The organism is Lentimicrobiaceae bacterium (assembly GCA_028697555.1).
Lineage (GTDB): Bacteria > Bacteroidota > Bacteroidia > Bacteroidales > UBA4417 > UBA4417.
In genome coordinates this window covers 1-16,891 of sequence record JAQVEX010000033.1, presented here as the reverse complement: position 1 = coordinate 16,891, position 16,891 = coordinate 1, and the positions used below count along the sequence as shown (strand labels likewise).

Sequence of the window (16,891 nt, the reverse complement as noted above, 5' to 3'; positions counted from 1 at the left end):
ATGAAAAAGAAAAGTTCATTTGTCGGTAGTTTTAAATATGCTTTAAACGGTATTTTATTACTGTTTAAACGACATAGAAACTTTAAAATTCAATTTACAATTGGGATTTTGGTGGTAATTTGTGCTTTTATTTTTAAAGTTTCAGTTTACCAGTGGATAGCGGTTTTACTGTGTATAGGTTTGGTTTTATCGTTAGAAGCCATTAATACAGTATTGGAAATTATTATGGATAAAATACAACCCGAATATTGCGATACAATAAAAACGGCTAAAGATATAGCAGCAGGTGCTGTGCTTATAGCGGCTGTTATTTCAGCTGTAATCGGATTGATAATATTTGTTCCTTACATCTTAAAAATATTTATATAAATGATTATAGTTGCCGACGTTGGAAATACTACAGCAGATTGGGGAGTGATACACAAAGGCGAAATATTGTATTACAAAACAACCGGATTTAGTCCGTATTTCACAAAGCCAAGTGAAATAATAAATTTGTTGGAAAAAGAACTTTTGCCAAACATTGACGTTAAACTTGTGCGCTCACTGTTCTTTTACGGTACGAGCTGCAGCTCCGATGTAAACAAAAATATTATAAAAGAAACTCTTTCTAATATTTTTGGCAATGCTGAAATTTTTGTCGATAGCGACTTGCTTGCCGCCGCTAAAGCTCTATGCGGAAACAATGAAGGCATTGCCTGTATTTTAGGAACAGGCTCAAACTCGTGCTATTACAACGGCAACAAAATACAAGATAATAAACTGTCATTGGGCTACATATTAGGCGATCAAGGTAGCGGAGCTTACTTAGGTAAAAGACTACTGTACGATTATTTTCACAATAAATTGCCCGACAACTTGAAACAAGAGCTTACAAAATTTGCTAATGTCAGCGATAAGGAAATAATAAGCAACTTGTATTCAACCGACAAGCCAAGCAGCTATTTGGCAAGTTTCGCACCTTTTTTGCACAAACACAACAACAACAAATATGTAAATGACTTGTTAACCGATAGTTTTAACGAGTTTATAGTGAATTGTGTTAAAATTTATCCCGAAAGCAAACACTTACCTATCAATTTTGTAGGCTCAATTGCCTACTTATATAAAGATTTAATCTCGACTTTACTCAAAAACAACGACTTGCAAGCTGGAAAGTTTATTTCTTCACCTATAAAGGATTTGAGCATTTTTCACAAAGAGCTAGGCATATAAAGCATTGAATATTAGTTTTCAAAACTATTTTCAATAATTAAGAAATAAAAAAAACGCCGTGATATCACGGCGTTTTTTAATCTTAATTGTATTTTATCTTACCTAACAACAACTTTTTTGCTAATAACATTGTCGTCGAAAATAAGCTTAATAAAGTAAATACCTGTGCTCAAATTACTTACGTCTATCACTTTATTGCTATATTTACCGAAATCTTTGTAAACAAGTCTTCCCGAATTATTGTACAAACGCACTTCGTTAAATACTCGTGGAGAAACAATGTTCAACAAGTTGGATGTCGGGTTAGGATATATTCTGTATGCAGCATCTTCCAATTCGATGTTTGTAGTTACCCAGCTAACGATACAAACCTCGTCCGATTCGCCTTCGGGATAAACCGCAACAACGCAGTAGTTATGCTGACCATTTGGCACATTATTATCTGTGTACGTTACGCTGCTTGTGCTAGCCAAAAATTGTTGATCGCGATATACTTTATAGCTTGTAGGCACTTGCCCTTGCGGAGCTGTCCAATTCAAGACAACTGTGCTCTCGTCTACAGTAGCGGTAAGATTAATAATAGGTTCAAAAGTAAGCTCAGGAATTAAAACTCCCTGGTATGAAAAAATTCCGTCAAGTAAATCGACTGTACAAAAGCCTCCTGCCCATATATGACTTGGACTTTTAGCGTCAACATCTAAGAATTGATACGCTTCTGTTTTAGCAAATTTTTCCCATGTGTTTCCGCCGTCGAAGCTGACAGCAGCACCTGTTTTGCCTTGTGCCGAACCTGTACAAACGTAGGTGTTTTCAGTACCTTCAACAAAATCTAAGCCGGCGGTCATAAATGCACCTGTTAAGGCTAAGTCAGTCCATGTAGCACCACCATCATTAGTCGATTTAAGTTTAGGAGTTCCTATTGTTTGACCGGCAATACCATTCATTTTATCTTTAAAAGCGATAGTGTTAATACCTCCCCCTTGCGGATTTGCAGCTATTCCTGTACTCGAAATTCTCCAGGTTAAGCCACGGTCGTCAGAAATGTACAAATTCGATTTATTTGACCCAAACATAACTGTGTTTTCGTCAACAGCTTCTATAACGGTAGTCCAAGCTCCTTCGCCACTTAAAGGGTTAGCACCCTGACCTATATCGCTTTTTGGAACTCTTGTCCAAGTATTACCACCGTTGGTTGTAGTATATATTTCAAAGTAGCCGTCTTTCACGTCGCCATGGCACATTCCAACGTTTTCATCCCAAAAATGAACGTTATTAGCAAACGAAGCCGAACCTTGCAAAGCATTTCCTTTTTTAGTCCACGTGGCACCGCCGTCGGTGGTTTTATAAACTCCGCAATTGTTATCTTGCGCTCCAACTCCGTTATACACGGTAGCGTACGCAACATTTTCGTTGACACCGCAAATATTTCCTATTCCGTATGTGTTGCCTCCTATTATTTCGCCCGAACTCCATGTTTTTCCACCATCAATAGACCTTGTGAACTCATTTATAGTTTTTGTAGGATCAACACCGTTGTAACCTACAGCCCAAATAACGTTAGTATCAACTGCGCTTATGTAGTTAATACCCCTACTTGGTTGATTAAATCCGCTTGGTATTTGTTCCCAATCGGAAATAATAACATCTGCTAAGTTGTAAACCGTATCGTTGCCGTTGATGGCACGTACTTTAATGTTATGATTGTCGTATGATAGATTTGGGTCATTCAATTTGAATTGTGTGTCGGTTCCCGAGCCGGTGAAAACAACATTATCATCAACTAATAAAGAAATTGATGTAGCATTTCCTTTTTCCATAGACCAACAAATGGTAGAATGTTTCGACTTCATTTGACCGTAACGAGTATTTTGTAGTCTGACGATTAAATCGGCATTGTACGGTTGAATACCTATAACTGCTGCAAAATTCTTAGAAAAAGTTCCTCCCACAGAAGCCATAGAAGCCGTAACATTGAAATAGCCGTTGGAATAACCACTCCAGCCCCAATTCATATGAAACATATCATTAGTATTGTAGCCATCGCAAACCCATGCGTGTCCTTCGTTGTTTTGAGTAACACCCGAATAGTACATAGGACGAGAATTGTCCAATTCGGTTTTAAGCATGCTAATCCACTGTGCATTGGTGTACGAATTTTTTTCTACATACTTAATGGTAAGCGGATTGTAGTTAAAATATTGTGACATAGCCCAAGGAACATCGCTTGAGTATGCTCCTGAACCGTTAGCGCTGTAGTTCATATTTACGGCAACTCCTGCATCGCGCAAAATTCTTGCAATTTGAGTATAACTGCCGGCATTTGCCGTATTTCCCATGCCACTCCATTGGTATGTTGTATTACCAAAGTTGGCGGTTTGTGCACCAAATTCGCTATGAACGTAAGTATGCGAAAGAACACCTTTTTCGGGGAAATTATGGAATTTCATTATCTGACCCATAGAAGTTGCAACACAGCCAGCATATGCCTTACCTCCGGGACCTCCTGCTGCAACAGGACAATAATAATTGTACCAAGTATCCTGATCCCAAATGGTTGTCATCAAAGGATTGACTGCAGGACTATTTGCCCCTATAAGCATATTTGCATCTTCCCACATACGAGCATTAATAGGTTCGGAATAATCTCTCTGTAACAAATCTTCAATTTCGTTGCTAATAATTTCTAACCAAAGTTGAACAGGTGGAATTAACTCGAACTTACTGTCGGTAGAATATGCCAATATTGGAGTAATGGCATCGTTTGTCGAAGTAACAACAAAACCGTTATCGCCATAATCAAAAATAAAAGCATAAATATTATTGTTGTTTTCGTACGTAGAAACTTGCAGAAGCTCAATATTAGTTTTTGCCGACATACCTGCCATAAAATTATTGGCAAGCTGCTGAGCCTTATCGACAGAAACCGTGCCTGCCATAACAGCAAATCGGCTCACAATAAAAATTGCGATGAAAATTGAAAATATCTTTTTCATTATGTTTTAGTTTTATAGTTATAGGTTACAAAAGTAATAAAAGTAAATAGTTTTTATACATATTTAAATTATTTTTTTGAAAAAAATTAGGCGATTATGTACTTTTGCAATATAATATGGTTGTAAATAATAATTAAAAAAATAATGTTTGAAAATTTAAGCGAGAAGTTAGAACGCTCATTTAAGATACTAAAAGGACAGGGTTACATAACTGAGATAAATGTCGCCGAGACACTGAAAGACGTTAGGAAAGCATTGTTAGATGCTGACGTCAGCTACAAGGTTGCAAAAGAATTTACCGATAATGTTAAAGAAAAATCCTTAGGGCAAGGAGTATTAACATCGGTATCGCCAAGCCAATTGATGGTGAAAATTGTTCGCGACGAGTTGGCTATGCTTATGGGCGGCGAAAAAGCCGACATCAATATAAAAGGCAAACCGGCAGTAATACTATTGTCGGGATTGCAAGGTAGCGGTAAAACTACATTGGCAGCAAAACTTGCAAATTTTCTTAAAACCAAAAAGAACAAAAAAGTGTTATTAGTCGCCTGCGACGTTTACCGTCCTGCAGCTATAGAGCAGTTGAAGGTATTGGGCGAACAAATAGGCGTTGAAGTATATTCGGAACCCGAAAATAAAAATGTAGTTAAAATTGCTAAATCGGCGCTGAGCCACGCTAAGAGCTTCGGCTTTGATATTGTGGTAGTAGATACCGCCGGTAGACTTGCCATCGACGATTTGATGATGAATGAGATTAAAAGCCTTAAAGAAGCTTTGAATCCGCAGGAAACACTTTTCGTTGTTGATGCAATGACGGGTCAAGACGCGGTTAATACAGCCAAAACCTTCAACGATACGCTTGATTTCGACGGTGTTGTTTTAACCAAACTCGATGGTGATACTCGTGGTGGTGCAGCTCTAACAATACGCTCAGTAGTAAACAAGCCTATAAAATTTGTCGGAATAGGCGAAAAAATTGATGCTATCGATGTTTTTCACCCCGACAGAATGGCTGACCGTATTTTGGGTATGGGCGACATTGTTACCCTTGTTGAAAAAGCTCAAGAACAATACGACGAAACCGAAGCTCGAAAACTTCAGAAAAAAATTGCTAAAAACCAGTTCGACTTTAACGACTTTATTGACCAAATAAAACAGATTAAGAAAATGGGTAACGTTAAAGACTTATTGGGTATGATACCCGGTATGGGTAAGGCTCTTAAAAATGTTGATATAGACGATGACGCATTTAAAGGCATTGAAGCTATTATACAAAGTATGACTCCGTACGAAAGAGCAAATCCTGCTGTGCTTAACGGCTCCCGACGTAAAAGAATTGCTTTGGGAAGCGGTACAAATATTCAAGAAGTAAACAGACTTATAAAACAATTTGACGACACTAGAAAAATGATGAGAAGCATTACCACAAACGGTGGAGCCAAAAATCTTGCAAGAAAAATTAAAAAAAGAAGATAACAATTTAAATAAAATACCATGCAAATTATAGACGGTAAAAAAATTTCATCAGAAATAAAAAAAGAATTTGCCCAGAGATGTGCGGGAATTATTGATTGTGGGGAAAGGGCTCCTCATATTGCTGCAATATTAGTTGGTACTGATCCGGCTAGTCAGTCGTACGTTAACTCAAAAGAAAAAGCTGCAAAATCGGTTGGCTTTACATCTACTGTTTACAAACTTGATGAAAAAACCACCGAAAAACAACTTATAGAACTTATTGATTTTTTAAACGAAGACGATGAAGTCGACGGTTTTATTGTCCAACTTCCATTGCCTAAGCATATCAATACAGACAAGGTTATAAATCGTATTAATCCGAAAAAAGATGTTGACGGATTCCACCCTCATAATCTCGGACTTATGGTTACAGGCGATGGTGTGTTTTTTCCGGCTACACCTCTTGGAATTATCAAATTACTTAAACGTTCGGGAATTGAAGTAGAAGGAAAGCATTGTGTTGTTGTTGGCAGAAGCAATATCGTTGGAACTCCTATTAGTATTATGTTATCTAGAAACTTCGAGTACGGAAATGCAACTGTTACGATATGCCATTCGAAGACCAAAAATTTGGAATTTTATACAAAACAAGCCGATATTTTAATTGTGGCTGTCGGAAAACCCGAACTTATTAAAGGCGATATGGTTAAAGAAGGCGTTGTTGTTATTGATGTTGGAATACACCGTATCCCCGACGACTCGGAAAAAGGTTATCACATTACAGGCGACGTTGATTTTAAAGAAGTATCGAAAAAAGCATCACATATTACTCCTGTTCCCGGCGGTGTTGGACCTATGACTATTGTTTCGTTATTGCAAAACACTTTGACTGCCTACGAAAAATTCGGCAAAAACAAATAAACTTGCTCAATTGATACAACCAAAAGAATTGCAACAAGGCAAACAACTTCCCCTGATGGAAGCCTTTTACACTGTACAGGGCGAAGGTTTTCACACAGGCAAAGCTAGCTTTTTTCTGCGTATTGGCGGCTGCGACGTGGGATGCTCGTGGTGCGATGTTAAAGAAAGTTGGAATCCGAATTTGCACGAACTTACAGCTGTTGAAGAAATTGTAAGCAAAATTGACAATGCAAAAGTAAATACTGTTGTTATTACCGGCGGAGAACCATTGAATTACAACCTTGATTTGTTGTGCAATTTGCTTAAAAAGAAAAACTTGCAAATTCATCTTGAAACCTCCGGCACCTGCGATATTTCGGGACAGTTCGATTGGATATGCCTTTCACCCAAAAAACAACATCCTCCATTAAAGCAGTTTTATAAGATTGCCGACGAGCTTAAAGTCATTATTCAAAACGAAGACGATATTGCGTGGGCTGTTGAAAATGCCAAAAAAGTTGAAAAGGATTGTCTTCTATATCTGCAACCAGAATGGAGCAGAATGGACAAAATAATGCAAACAATTGTAGATTTTGTACTCGACAATCCCGAGTGGAAAGTTTCTTTGCAGACTCATAAGTTTATGAAAATACCTTAAGCTTAATGCTTATTCGGCATATTCTCTGTCTAAATATTCTTGTATTTCGGTAGTTAGCAAAAACTTTGTCAGTATCTTCTTGTCCTTATCAAGCATATACATTAAAGGCGTGCTGGTTACATCGTATAGATGGAAATAATTTCCTTGCAAAGATTTATGCCCGTTTAAGTTAAGCCAAGGAAGCTTATTTTCTTTCATATAACTCTTCATTTCGCCAATATCGGGAGTTGTGCATATCCCAACTATTTCCAAATTGTATTTAGCTTTATTTCTGTTATAAAACTCAATAGCCTTTGGAACCTCCTCCTCGCAGTGCCAACAATCGGAATTCCAGAAGTACAGAATAAGAAAATCGTTGTCGAAATCGTAAATTGAGTGCGCCACATCTGCCGTATCTAATAAAATTAAATTAGGTGCTTTACTGCCTATTAGCAAATTCTGTATTTTATCAACTTTTTGTAATACGGTTTCTGAAATTTCGGGATATAGCCAATCTATTTTACCGTTACGCAGGTAATTGTTTACAATATGCACAAATACAGCATCATGACCCATAATTCTTGAAGTTTCGTACTTCATACCTAAGTACCACGCCAAATATTTTTTAAGCTCATTACTGTTTAATGCTTTGCTCAACAAATAATCAACTTCTTTGTTCAATGAATCGGGAATAGGAACTGCCAACCTTTGCAAGTAATCATCAACTCTGTTGATGAAATTGGGCGTATAAAGCATTCTGTCGTCACTGAAGTTGAAATTATCGAAAAAATGATGTTTGTAAGCAAAGTAAATATCAACGCTATCGACTTCTTTATTTTGGGCAGCAGCATATTTTTCAGCTAATTCAATGTAATCTGCCTCAATATTCGAAAGTATAAATACCGGAACAAAACTTTTAGGATAATTAATTTGCATATAATCGATATATTCTTCTACTTCAACATTAAAATGTGCTATTCTTGCATTCAATATTTCCAATGAGTCTTGTGACAAATCGGGGTTTTTAGAAATTTTCAGGATTTCCTGTTTCTCTCTATATTTCCTATCTATAAATTTTATATAATCAAAAAACATAGTGTTTGCAGTACTATTCACAGCTTTAGCCGTATTAACCAAATCATAGGGGTTAAAATCTATTTTAATATTGCTTTGCTCATCATCGATAAAAAAATCTAAGTACTTAGTATTATTACTGCCTGCAATAAGGTACATTCCTTCTTGTAGTTTTTTATCTCCTTCAAATTTAAAAACTCCGTTTTCATTTATATAAGCCGTATCGTCGGCAAATTGTCTATCTCCGTAATAATGAGCCAAATAAATAAGAGTATCGGGAACTTCATCAATTTTAAACTCTATGCTATACTTCTGTGCACTAATCACGTTAAAAAAGGCGCAAAAAAGCACAATAATACAAGTTGACAAGTATTTTCTAATCATTTTAGTATCGGTTAAAAAAATTATTATTTCTCATTGTGTTCGCTACGAAGCAGGTCGTTTACGGTTTTAACAGGATTAAATGTCTGTATAGGTACTTCGACAAAAACCGTATTCCAATTAGCCATAGCTCCATTCCAAAGTCCGGGTAGTTCTTGAGCTTTAATATCTACACCTTCTCTTGATTTTATTGAAATAAAACCTGTTTGATGGTCGACGAAATCTAACAGATCGAAGACTCTACCCTTGTAATCTCTCACGCCGCAAACCAAATCCACAGGATTAAAGTGAGTAGATGCTTTGAAAATTTTATTTTGTTCGGGGTTATCCATGTTTATTTGCGAAGATTCGACAATCTGTAAGGACACCTCACCTCGTTGATTTTTAACCCAGAACGGACCTCCTCCGGGCTCGCCTTCGTTTTTCACCATTCCGCACACTCGTATTGGTCGGTTTAATTTATTATGAAGGTACTCAATCTTATCTTCCTGAGTCAAAGAATTAAAATCGGGATAAATTTCAAAGCCGAGTTTTGTTTTAATAAATCTGACTATAGACCTAATATCTTCGTCGTCGGGACCTCCATCTAAGGTTTCTAAGTGGTCGAAAATTATATCTTGAAGTTCGAATAAAAAGCCTCCCAAAACTTTTTTGTACAAATACGTCGTATCGCCGTGGCTTTCGGGAGCAACATTGTCGATATTTTTAATGAAAATAATTTCGCTTTCTCTGTCGTTTAAGTTTTCAATTAATGCACCGTGTCCTCCCGGGCGAAACACTAATTGTTTGTTTTCGTCGCGGACAGGAGTATTATCCATATTAACGGCTATAGTATCGGTTGAAGATTTTTGTAGCGAAAAAGTCAACTCATAGGTTACATCATACTCTTCTTCGTATTTATCTTTCACTCTGTTAATTTCGTCAAGAAAAAGGTCGGCATGGTCGGGCGATACGGTGAAATGTATTGCTGCCCTTTTTTCCTTACATTTGCAATATTCCGATGCTTCAACCATATGTTCTTCTATTGGCATTCTGTTGCTATCGGTATATTTGTGAAACAATAACAAACCTTTGGGTAAGTTGGCGTAGTTTAAGCCTTTGGGGTTAAGTAAGAAATCGATTATGTTGGTAAAGTTTTTATTGTCCATTTCTTGCTTAATATCAAAGCCGCTTTTTTTCATCACTTCGGCAAGTTTGTCGTAAAATGCGAATTTTTTAATGTTATCGAAAAATTCTTTTACATTTTTCCATTTATCTTTTTTCAAAATTTGGGCTTCGTCTTCCTTTTTGCTTTGACTGCATGCATCAACAAATTCAATCAAATCTTTAAACATACGGCTTGCTGCTCCCGATGCCGGCACAAATTTTAATATCTCATACATTTTTGAATTTGAATCGTAGAAATACGATAATTTTTTAGCATCGCGCTGACTAAATGCCTTTATACCATCGCCAACAACTGCCGGACGCACCAAATTAAGTGCAGGAAAACCCGTATGAAAATTGTCTAATTGTTTTAATACAACATCCTTATCGCTACCTCTGAGTTTTATTTGTTTTATATCTTCTTTTGTTAGCATAGTTTATATGTGTTAAATTTTTTCCAAAAATAATAATTTTTAATGACTTAAACTAATAATGTAATCGCAAAATTCGTATTCAGGCTCTACGGAATTTGAACTTACAAGCAACGTTTTATTTTTTGTATAAGTGTTTATCATGTACTTGTACCACGCTATTGCATCACTGTCTAAATTTGTAATCGGCTCATCTAACAGTATTAGCTTGCTTTCGGTTAAAAAAGCCACTGCTAAACGCAAACGCTGTTTCATACCCGACGATAAGTGTGCAATTTTTTTGTCAGCCTGATTTTTTAATTGCATTTCGTCTAATACTTCGTCGATGCCGTACCCATTGACAAAAGGTTTAAATTGCTTGTGAAATCTTAAAAACTCTTTTACCGAAAACTCTTCAACAAAGTTTATATAAGGAGCTGCGTAATTTACGTACTTATGTACCTGATCGTGAGCAATTATTGAATTATCGGAATGGTAAATTACTTCGCCAAGCGTTGGCAACATGTAAGACGAAATAATACGTAACAGAGTAGATTTTCCGGAACCGTTAGTCCCTAGAATAGCATATTTTTGCTCGGAACAAATTTCAACGTTTATATTTTTAAAAACCCATTGGCTTTCGTACTTCTTCGCAATATTTTTTAATATTACTTTCACGTGCAAATAATTTGTTTTTGAGAATTAAAGTAAACGTTTCAATAATTGCTATAAAGCAAAAATTGGGCGTAAAAGTAGTCAATTATTCTTCGTAGGGTTGCGAAGCATCGTATCCTTTCATTATACCTCTCGACGAATTCCTTATAAAATCAACAATAAACTTTTTCTCTTCCGATTCGGGCAACTCAGCAACTGCCTCCTTAACTGCATTTGAAATGTTTTTATGTTTTACATAAATAATACGATACACATCTTTAATTGCTTCTATTTGCTGACTAGCAAAGCCTCGTCTCGAAAGTCCTATAGAATTAACACCTATATACGAAAGTGGCTCTTTTGCTGCCTTAACGTATGGTGGCACGTCTTTTCTGACTAGAGAACCACCCGAAATCATAGAATGCCTACCTATTCTGACAAACTGATGCACAGCAACCAAACCGCCCAGAATAGCCCAATCTTCAACAATAACATGTCCGGCAAGAGTAGCATTGTTAGCTAATATACAGTTATCACCAATTATGCAATCGTGGGCAACGTGAGCGTAAGCCATAATAAGACAGTTTTTGCCTATTACGGTTTCCATATTGGCTAATGTTCCCTTATTTATAGTAACATACTCTCTGACAATAGTATTATCGCCTATAATAGCAAGAGTGTCTTCGCCTTTATATTTTAAATCTTGTGGTATTTCTGAAACAACAGCACCATGATATATTTTGCACTGTTTTCCGATTCTAGCACCCGACATAATTGATACATGAGGTCCTATAAATGTGCCGTCGCCAATTTCAACATTTTCGTCGATGTAGGCAAACGGCGAAATAATAACGTCTTTTCCAATTTTTGCTTTTGGATGTACAAATGCCGACAAATTATTTATCATATCATAATTAGTTTGTGGGTTTAAGTGCGATTTGTGCCATCAAATCGGCTTCGGTTACGAGCTTATCTCCAACATATGCTTTACCTTCCATATGTATTATACCTCTTCTTATTGGAGATACGGTTCTTAAGTCGAATACCAATGTGTCGCCAGGCACAATTTTATTTCTGAACTTAACCTCATTTATTTTAACAAAATAAGTGGTGTAATCTTCGGGATTTGGATAATTATGAAGAATTAAAACACCTCCTGCTTGAGCCATTGCTTCAACTACAAGAACTCCGGGCATAACAGGTTCGCCAGGAAAATGTCCTACAAAAAACGGTTCATTCATAGTAACATTTTTTACGCCTATAATTCGCTCTTTTTCAATATGCATAATTTTATCAACAAGCAAGAATGGCGGGCGATGTGGTAAAAAGTTTTGTATTTGATTTATATTATAAACAGGCTCAGCATTTAAGTCAATTTTTGGTGCTGATGTTCTTGTGCTTTTTATTATGCTCCTGATTTGTTTTGCAAAACTTGTGTTTATGCTGTGTCCGGGTCGTGTGGCAATAACATGACCTTTTATTGGTTGTCCTACCAAAGCCAAATCGCCAATAACATCTAGAAGTTTATGACGAGCCGGTTCATTAGGGTGTCGTAGTTCTAAATTGTTTAAAATACCTTCTTCAACCACAGATAAATTAGGTTTGTTGAAAAAAGTTGATAAATCGCTAAGTTCTTTGTCGGTAACAGCTTTATCTACAAAAACTATTGCGTTGTTTAATTCTCCGCCTTTTATCAAATTGTGCTGAATAAGTTGTTGAAGCTCGTGCAAGAATACAAACGTCCTGCTCGATGCTATTTCGTTAGAAAATTCCGATATACTACGTATTGATGCAAATTGAGTTCCCAAAACTTTAGTATCGAAATCTATCATAACCGATAATCTGTAATCATCATCGGGTACAATGATTAATTCGCTTTGTCTTTTTTCGTCGTAAATGCTGATAGGTTCTTCAACAACGAAATAATCACGCTTAGCGTTTTGTTCAACTATTCCAACCTTGTTAATTGCTTCGGCAAAAGCTTTTGAACTACCGTCCAATATAGGCACTTCGCCTGCGTCAACCTCAATAAGAACATTATCAACTCCGCAACCCACAAGAGCGGCAAGAGAGTGTTCTATTGTTGATACTTTAATATCATTTACTGCTATAGTAGTTCCTCGAGATGTATCGACAACATTGTCGGCTAATGCAGCAATAATAGGTTTTTCGGGCAAATCAACTCTACAGAATTTAATCCCATGATTTTCAGGAGCAGGCTTAAAAGTTGCAGTAGCCACCTTACCGGTGTGAAGTCCTGTACCTGTAATTACAAAAGTGTCTTTTAAAGTCGTTTGTTTGTCCAATTCAATAAATTTTAATTACTGTTTTGTTTTAAGTTGTTCTATTTCTTTTTCTAAACTATTGATTTTATTATTAAGTTTTTCAATGTTTCTGAATAATGCATACGCTCTCATGTATTTGCCATATTCAAAAGCCGGTGCTCCCATCAGAGAAATACCCTTTTCCTTAACCGATGATAGTATTCCGCTTTGGGCAGCTATTTTTACCTCGTCGGCTATTTTTATATGACCTTTAAAACCTACTTGTCCGCCTATCATCATATTTTTCCCCAAAATTGTCGAGCCTGCCACTCCCGATTGAGCAGCCATAACTGTATTTTCGCCTATTTCAGCATTATGTGCAACCTGAATAAGATTGTCTAATTTGACACCTTTTCTGATTATTGTAGAACCCAATGTAGCTCTATCTACAACCGTATTTGAACCAATTTCGACGTGGTCCTCTAAAATAACGTTGCCGATTTGAGGTATTTTTTCGTATTCTTTTAAATTTTGAGGGGCAAAACCAAAACCATCAGATCCAATAACAACTCCCGAATGCAATGTACAACCGTTTCCTATGTGCGAATTGTAATAAATTACAACCGAAGGGTACAAGATTGTATCGTCGCCAATTGATACATTATCGCCGATATAGCACAAGGGATATATTTGAACATTATCGCCTATTGTTACATTTTTGCCCACAACAACATACTCGCCAATGTATGCATTTTTACCGATTTTAGCACATTCAGCTATTGTCGATTTATCGGAAACACCTTGCTTTGGAGGATTTATTATGGTAGAATACACTTGCAATAGCTTTGCAAAACTGTAATACGGGTCATCTACAACTATTAAAGTGGTATCGAAGGGTTTTTCCGGTTTAAAGTCAGATGAAACTATTACAGCAGCTGCCTTTGTCGTATAAACATAACTACTATAATTCTTGTTCGACAAAAAACAAAGAGAGCCTTCTTTAGCTTCGGTAATACCGGATACATTATTGACAACCGCATCAGGGTTGCCAATAATTTTTCCAGCTGCCAATTCAGCTATGTATTTTGCTGTAAACTCCATATATGTCAGTGTTCTCGTTATTTGTATTAATAATTCGGTCTACATTACCAACTGCAAAACTACAAAATACTTATAAGTTAACAATCCTTTAATATTTATTATTTTATCTGATAAGGTAAAATGCAAAAATAATTAATTTAGTTAACTTTATAATATTAAGTTTAATAAAATCTTTATAATATTACCTTTTACTTAATAATCGGATATTATATTTATTATCAAATTACCGGCTTAATTACTTTTTAATATTAATACAAAAGCCTGCGGTTACTCCAAAATACATATTGTGAGAATGCTTGTATATTCCTTGATAGTCTTTTATTCTGTAGTCTTTTGCATGAATGTCAAGAATTCCGAAATATGAATTAAAAGCCCAGTAAAACATACTCTCCGAACCTGAAAACCTGTACATTCTCTTTATTCTGAGTGCAAAACCGACATCGAATTTCTGAAATCTTTCTTTAACGTCGTATTCACCTTGTACAAAATATTCGGGATGAGGCAAAGGGTCACCCCCTTTTCTTTCAAATTTTTGTTTAGCATTAAGAAGGAATAAAAAACTAGGTCCTGCCGATAACCAAGCCGAATTACCATCGTCTAACAACTTAACAGATGCTAAAACAGGCACTTGTATATAATTTAAATTTATTCCCCAATTGGAAATTCCACCATACTGCTCTCCTGAATAAAACTGCCCTAATCGGAGGTTCCCGATTGAAGCATCTAAGCCGAATATCTCAGATTGTAATGCAACACCCAACGAAACGGTATGACCAAAGGTAGTACCGTATGGTATTCGCATATTGCCGTATGCATTTTGATTTGTTATCCATACCGTGTTTAATCCAACATTACCATCTATAAACAATTTTGATGGTTTTTGTCCGTATGCACAGCTACAAAGCATACATAGTATTAATAATGATTTAAAAAGTCTTTTCATATGTCTTTATTTTTTGGTTATTTACTTAGTTTGCTTTTGGCTGTTGGCTGTTAGCTATTGGCTAAGTCTTGCCAACAGCCAAGGGCTAAGAGCCAAAGGCTAAAGGCTATATACCACCCATCACTCATCACTCATCACCCATCACCATTTATTTATCACGATTTTGCATATCCTATACAAGCTACACTAACTACAACGTTTGAGACTTGCAAAATATTATGTACGCAGGCTTCAATAGTTGCACCTGTTGTAATAATATCATCAACAACTAAAACGTGTTTGTTTTCAATTAATTCAGGATTTACTACTTTAAAACCGCTTTTCACATTTTGCCACCTGCTTATCCTGTTTTTTTTTGTTTGAGTCGATGTATATTCTTCTCTAACAACCGAGCTAGTATTTACTTCAATATCAACAATTTCGGCTACACCATTAGCAATCATTTCGCTCTGATTATAACCCCTTTGCTTCATTTTTTTAGGGTGCAACGGAACGGGTACTATTACATCAAGTTTTGACAGCAGTTCCGAATTTAGCAGTTGATGACCTAATAAGTTGCCAAGAAACACTCCTATATCAGGGCGATTTCTATACTTTAAAAGGTGTATCATTTTTTGAACTCCGCCTGCCTTTTGAAAGTAATACAAAGCAAAAGCTTTTTCGACTCTAACACGTCCTTTAAATATATCGTCCATAGCCGTTTCGTCTTGCTCAAGAAAATGAGTTTGAGGCAAATTATAATGACAATGAGTACACATTAGTTTTTCGCTAAACAAAAGCACATTCCCACAAGAGACACATGTTTTAGGATAAAACAACGAAACAAATCCTTGGAAATATTGAAGTACTTGTTGCATACTTAAAAACGTAATATTTAGGAAGGCAAAAATAACATTTTCAACCATATTAAAAACTGAAAAATAAATTTTGTGATAATTATTTTTAATACATGCAACTCAAAACGCATTTATTTCCCCTTTACTAATAATGAAAATTTTTAATTATTATGAAACAAAATTTAACTAATAGAGGAATAAAGATATTCGCAATTCTTATTATGGGCTTGTTTGTAACTTCATCTGTAAGCTACAGCCCCGTTGAAAACATGTATTATAACCCTGTTTATATGAAAAGGGCTGACATGGAAAAAGCCGTTGGATTACAAACAAACGTCCCTGTTAAAAATCCAGGCAAAATATATTTACACAACAATTATATTCTGCTAAACGAACTGTACGAAGGAATTCACATAATAGACAATTCCGACCCGAGCAATCCTGTAAAAGTTGCGTTTATACACATCGACGGTTGCGTTGATATGGCTGTAAAAGACAATATTATTTACGCCGATAATGCAGTAGATTTAATTGCTATAAAGGTTTCTGATAATTTTCAAAACATTGAAGTAACCGAACGTATAAGAAATATTTTTCCCGAATTTGAAGACCCTTTTAGGCAGTGGTCAACTCACTCCATTAATTTGTACCGACCTGAAGACGGGATTTTGGTTGCTTGGAAAAAGAACTTCTAAAAATTTATTTTAAAATCTGAAAACAATGAAAACAATAAAAATAATAATTGCATTAGTATTAATTACAGTATTAGCGTCATGTTCGATGAACAAAAGTGACTCTGATAGCGGTATTAGTCCAAACAACAGTAGAGCCGGCTCGCTTGCTCGATTTAATGTTGTTGACGATTACCTTTACACAGTTACA

General features: G+C 36.0%; 15 protein-coding genes. 6 read left to right on the top strand and 9 right to left on the bottom strand.

The features are described from left to right. Entirely contained in the window at positions 1-369 is a 369-nt protein-coding gene (locus PHP31_06525; GenBank protein ID MDD3738931.1) for a diacylglycerol kinase family protein, read from the top strand. Next, positions 370-1,215 (top strand): ATPase, encoded by an 846-nt coding sequence (locus PHP31_06520; protein ID MDD3738930.1) that lies wholly within the window; start codon positions 370-372, stop codon positions 1,213-1,215. It abuts the gene before it with no gap. 98 nt (positions 1,216-1,313) lie between these two features. Here PHP31_06520 and PHP31_06515 read toward each other — a convergent pair whose 3' ends face one another. After that, entirely contained in the window at positions 1,314-4,208 is a 2,895-nt protein-coding gene (locus PHP31_06515) for a C10 family peptidase (GenBank protein ID MDD3738929.1), read from the bottom strand. A gap of 144 nt (positions 4,209-4,352) precedes the next feature. Here PHP31_06515 and ffh point away from each other — a divergent pair, with 144 nt between their 5' ends. From ffh to PHP31_06500, 3 genes are read left to right on the top strand one after another with little or no spacing between them, the layout of a single operon-like run. Next, positions 4,353-5,684 carry a signal recognition particle protein gene (ffh, locus tag PHP31_06510; protein MDD3738928.1) on the top strand — a complete coding sequence of 444 codons (1,332 nt, stop codon included), beginning with the start codon at positions 4,353-4,355 and terminating at the stop codon, positions 5,682-5,684. A gap of 18 nt (positions 5,685-5,702) precedes the next feature. Next, positions 5,703-6,584 (top strand): bifunctional methylenetetrahydrofolate dehydrogenase/methenyltetrahydrofolate cyclohydrolase FolD, encoded by an 882-nt coding sequence (gene folD / locus PHP31_06505; GenBank protein MDD3738927.1) that lies wholly within the window; start codon positions 5,703-5,705, stop codon positions 6,582-6,584. A gap of 10 nt (positions 6,585-6,594) precedes the next feature. Then, entirely contained in the window at positions 6,595-7,221 is a 627-nt protein-coding gene (locus PHP31_06500) for a 7-carboxy-7-deazaguanine synthase QueE (GenBank protein ID MDD3738926.1), read from the top strand. Positions 7,222-7,230: 9 nt separating this feature from the next. On the opposite strand, the gene PHP31_06495 is transcribed toward PHP31_06500, so the two are convergent. The 8 genes from PHP31_06495 to PHP31_06460 all read right to left on the bottom strand — a co-directional run bounded on the left by PHP31_06495 (position 7,231) and on the right by PHP31_06460 (position 16,030). Further along, positions 7,231-8,658: a thioredoxin-like domain-containing protein gene (locus tag PHP31_06495; GenBank protein MDD3738925.1), complete on the bottom strand. Its 1,428-nt coding sequence runs from the start codon at positions 8,656-8,658 to the stop codon at positions 7,231-7,233. 23 nt (positions 8,659-8,681) lie between these two features. Continuing rightward, the gene (locus tag PHP31_06490; GenBank protein MDD3738924.1) at positions 8,682-10,235 is read right to left on the bottom strand and encodes a DUF4301 family protein; all 1,554 of its coding nucleotides are present in this window, start codon (positions 10,233-10,235) and stop codon (positions 8,682-8,684) included. 39 nt (positions 10,236-10,274) lie between these two features. Beyond that, the gene (locus PHP31_06485; GenBank protein ID MDD3738923.1) at positions 10,275-10,889 is read right to left on the bottom strand and encodes an ABC transporter ATP-binding protein; all 615 of its coding nucleotides are present in this window, start codon (positions 10,887-10,889) and stop codon (positions 10,275-10,277) included. A gap of 82 nt (positions 10,890-10,971) precedes the next feature. Then, on the bottom strand, positions 10,972-11,772 hold the full coding sequence (gene lpxA / locus PHP31_06480) for an acyl-ACP--UDP-N-acetylglucosamine O-acyltransferase (GenBank protein MDD3738922.1): 801 nt from the start codon (positions 11,770-11,772) through the stop codon (positions 10,972-10,974). 7 nt (positions 11,773-11,779) lie between these two features. After that, entirely contained in the window at positions 11,780-13,171 is a 1,392-nt protein-coding gene (locus PHP31_06475; protein ID MDD3738921.1) for a bifunctional UDP-3-O-[3-hydroxymyristoyl] N-acetylglucosamine deacetylase/3-hydroxyacyl-ACP dehydratase, read from the bottom strand. A gap of 15 nt (positions 13,172-13,186) precedes the next feature. Next, positions 13,187-14,230: a UDP-3-O-(3-hydroxymyristoyl)glucosamine N-acyltransferase gene (lpxD, locus tag PHP31_06470; protein ID MDD3738920.1), complete on the bottom strand. Its 1,044-nt coding sequence runs from the start codon at positions 14,228-14,230 to the stop codon at positions 13,187-13,189. Positions 14,231-14,465: 235 nt separating this feature from the next. Further along, the gene (locus PHP31_06465; protein ID MDD3738919.1) at positions 14,466-15,173 is read right to left on the bottom strand and encodes an outer membrane beta-barrel protein; all 708 of its coding nucleotides are present in this window, start codon (positions 15,171-15,173) and stop codon (positions 14,466-14,468) included. Between the two features lie 155 nt (positions 15,174-15,328). Continuing rightward, positions 15,329-16,030 carry a ComF family protein gene (locus PHP31_06460; GenBank protein ID MDD3738918.1) on the bottom strand — a complete coding sequence of 234 codons (702 nt, stop codon included), beginning with the start codon at positions 16,028-16,030 and terminating at the stop codon, positions 15,329-15,331. A gap of 149 nt (positions 16,031-16,179) precedes the next feature. Here PHP31_06460 and PHP31_06455 point away from each other — a divergent pair, with 149 nt between their 5' ends. After that, positions 16,180-16,704 (top strand): hypothetical protein, encoded by a 525-nt coding sequence (locus PHP31_06455; GenBank protein ID MDD3738917.1) that lies wholly within the window; start codon positions 16,180-16,182, stop codon positions 16,702-16,704. Positions 16,705-16,891: the final 187 nt, after the last annotated feature.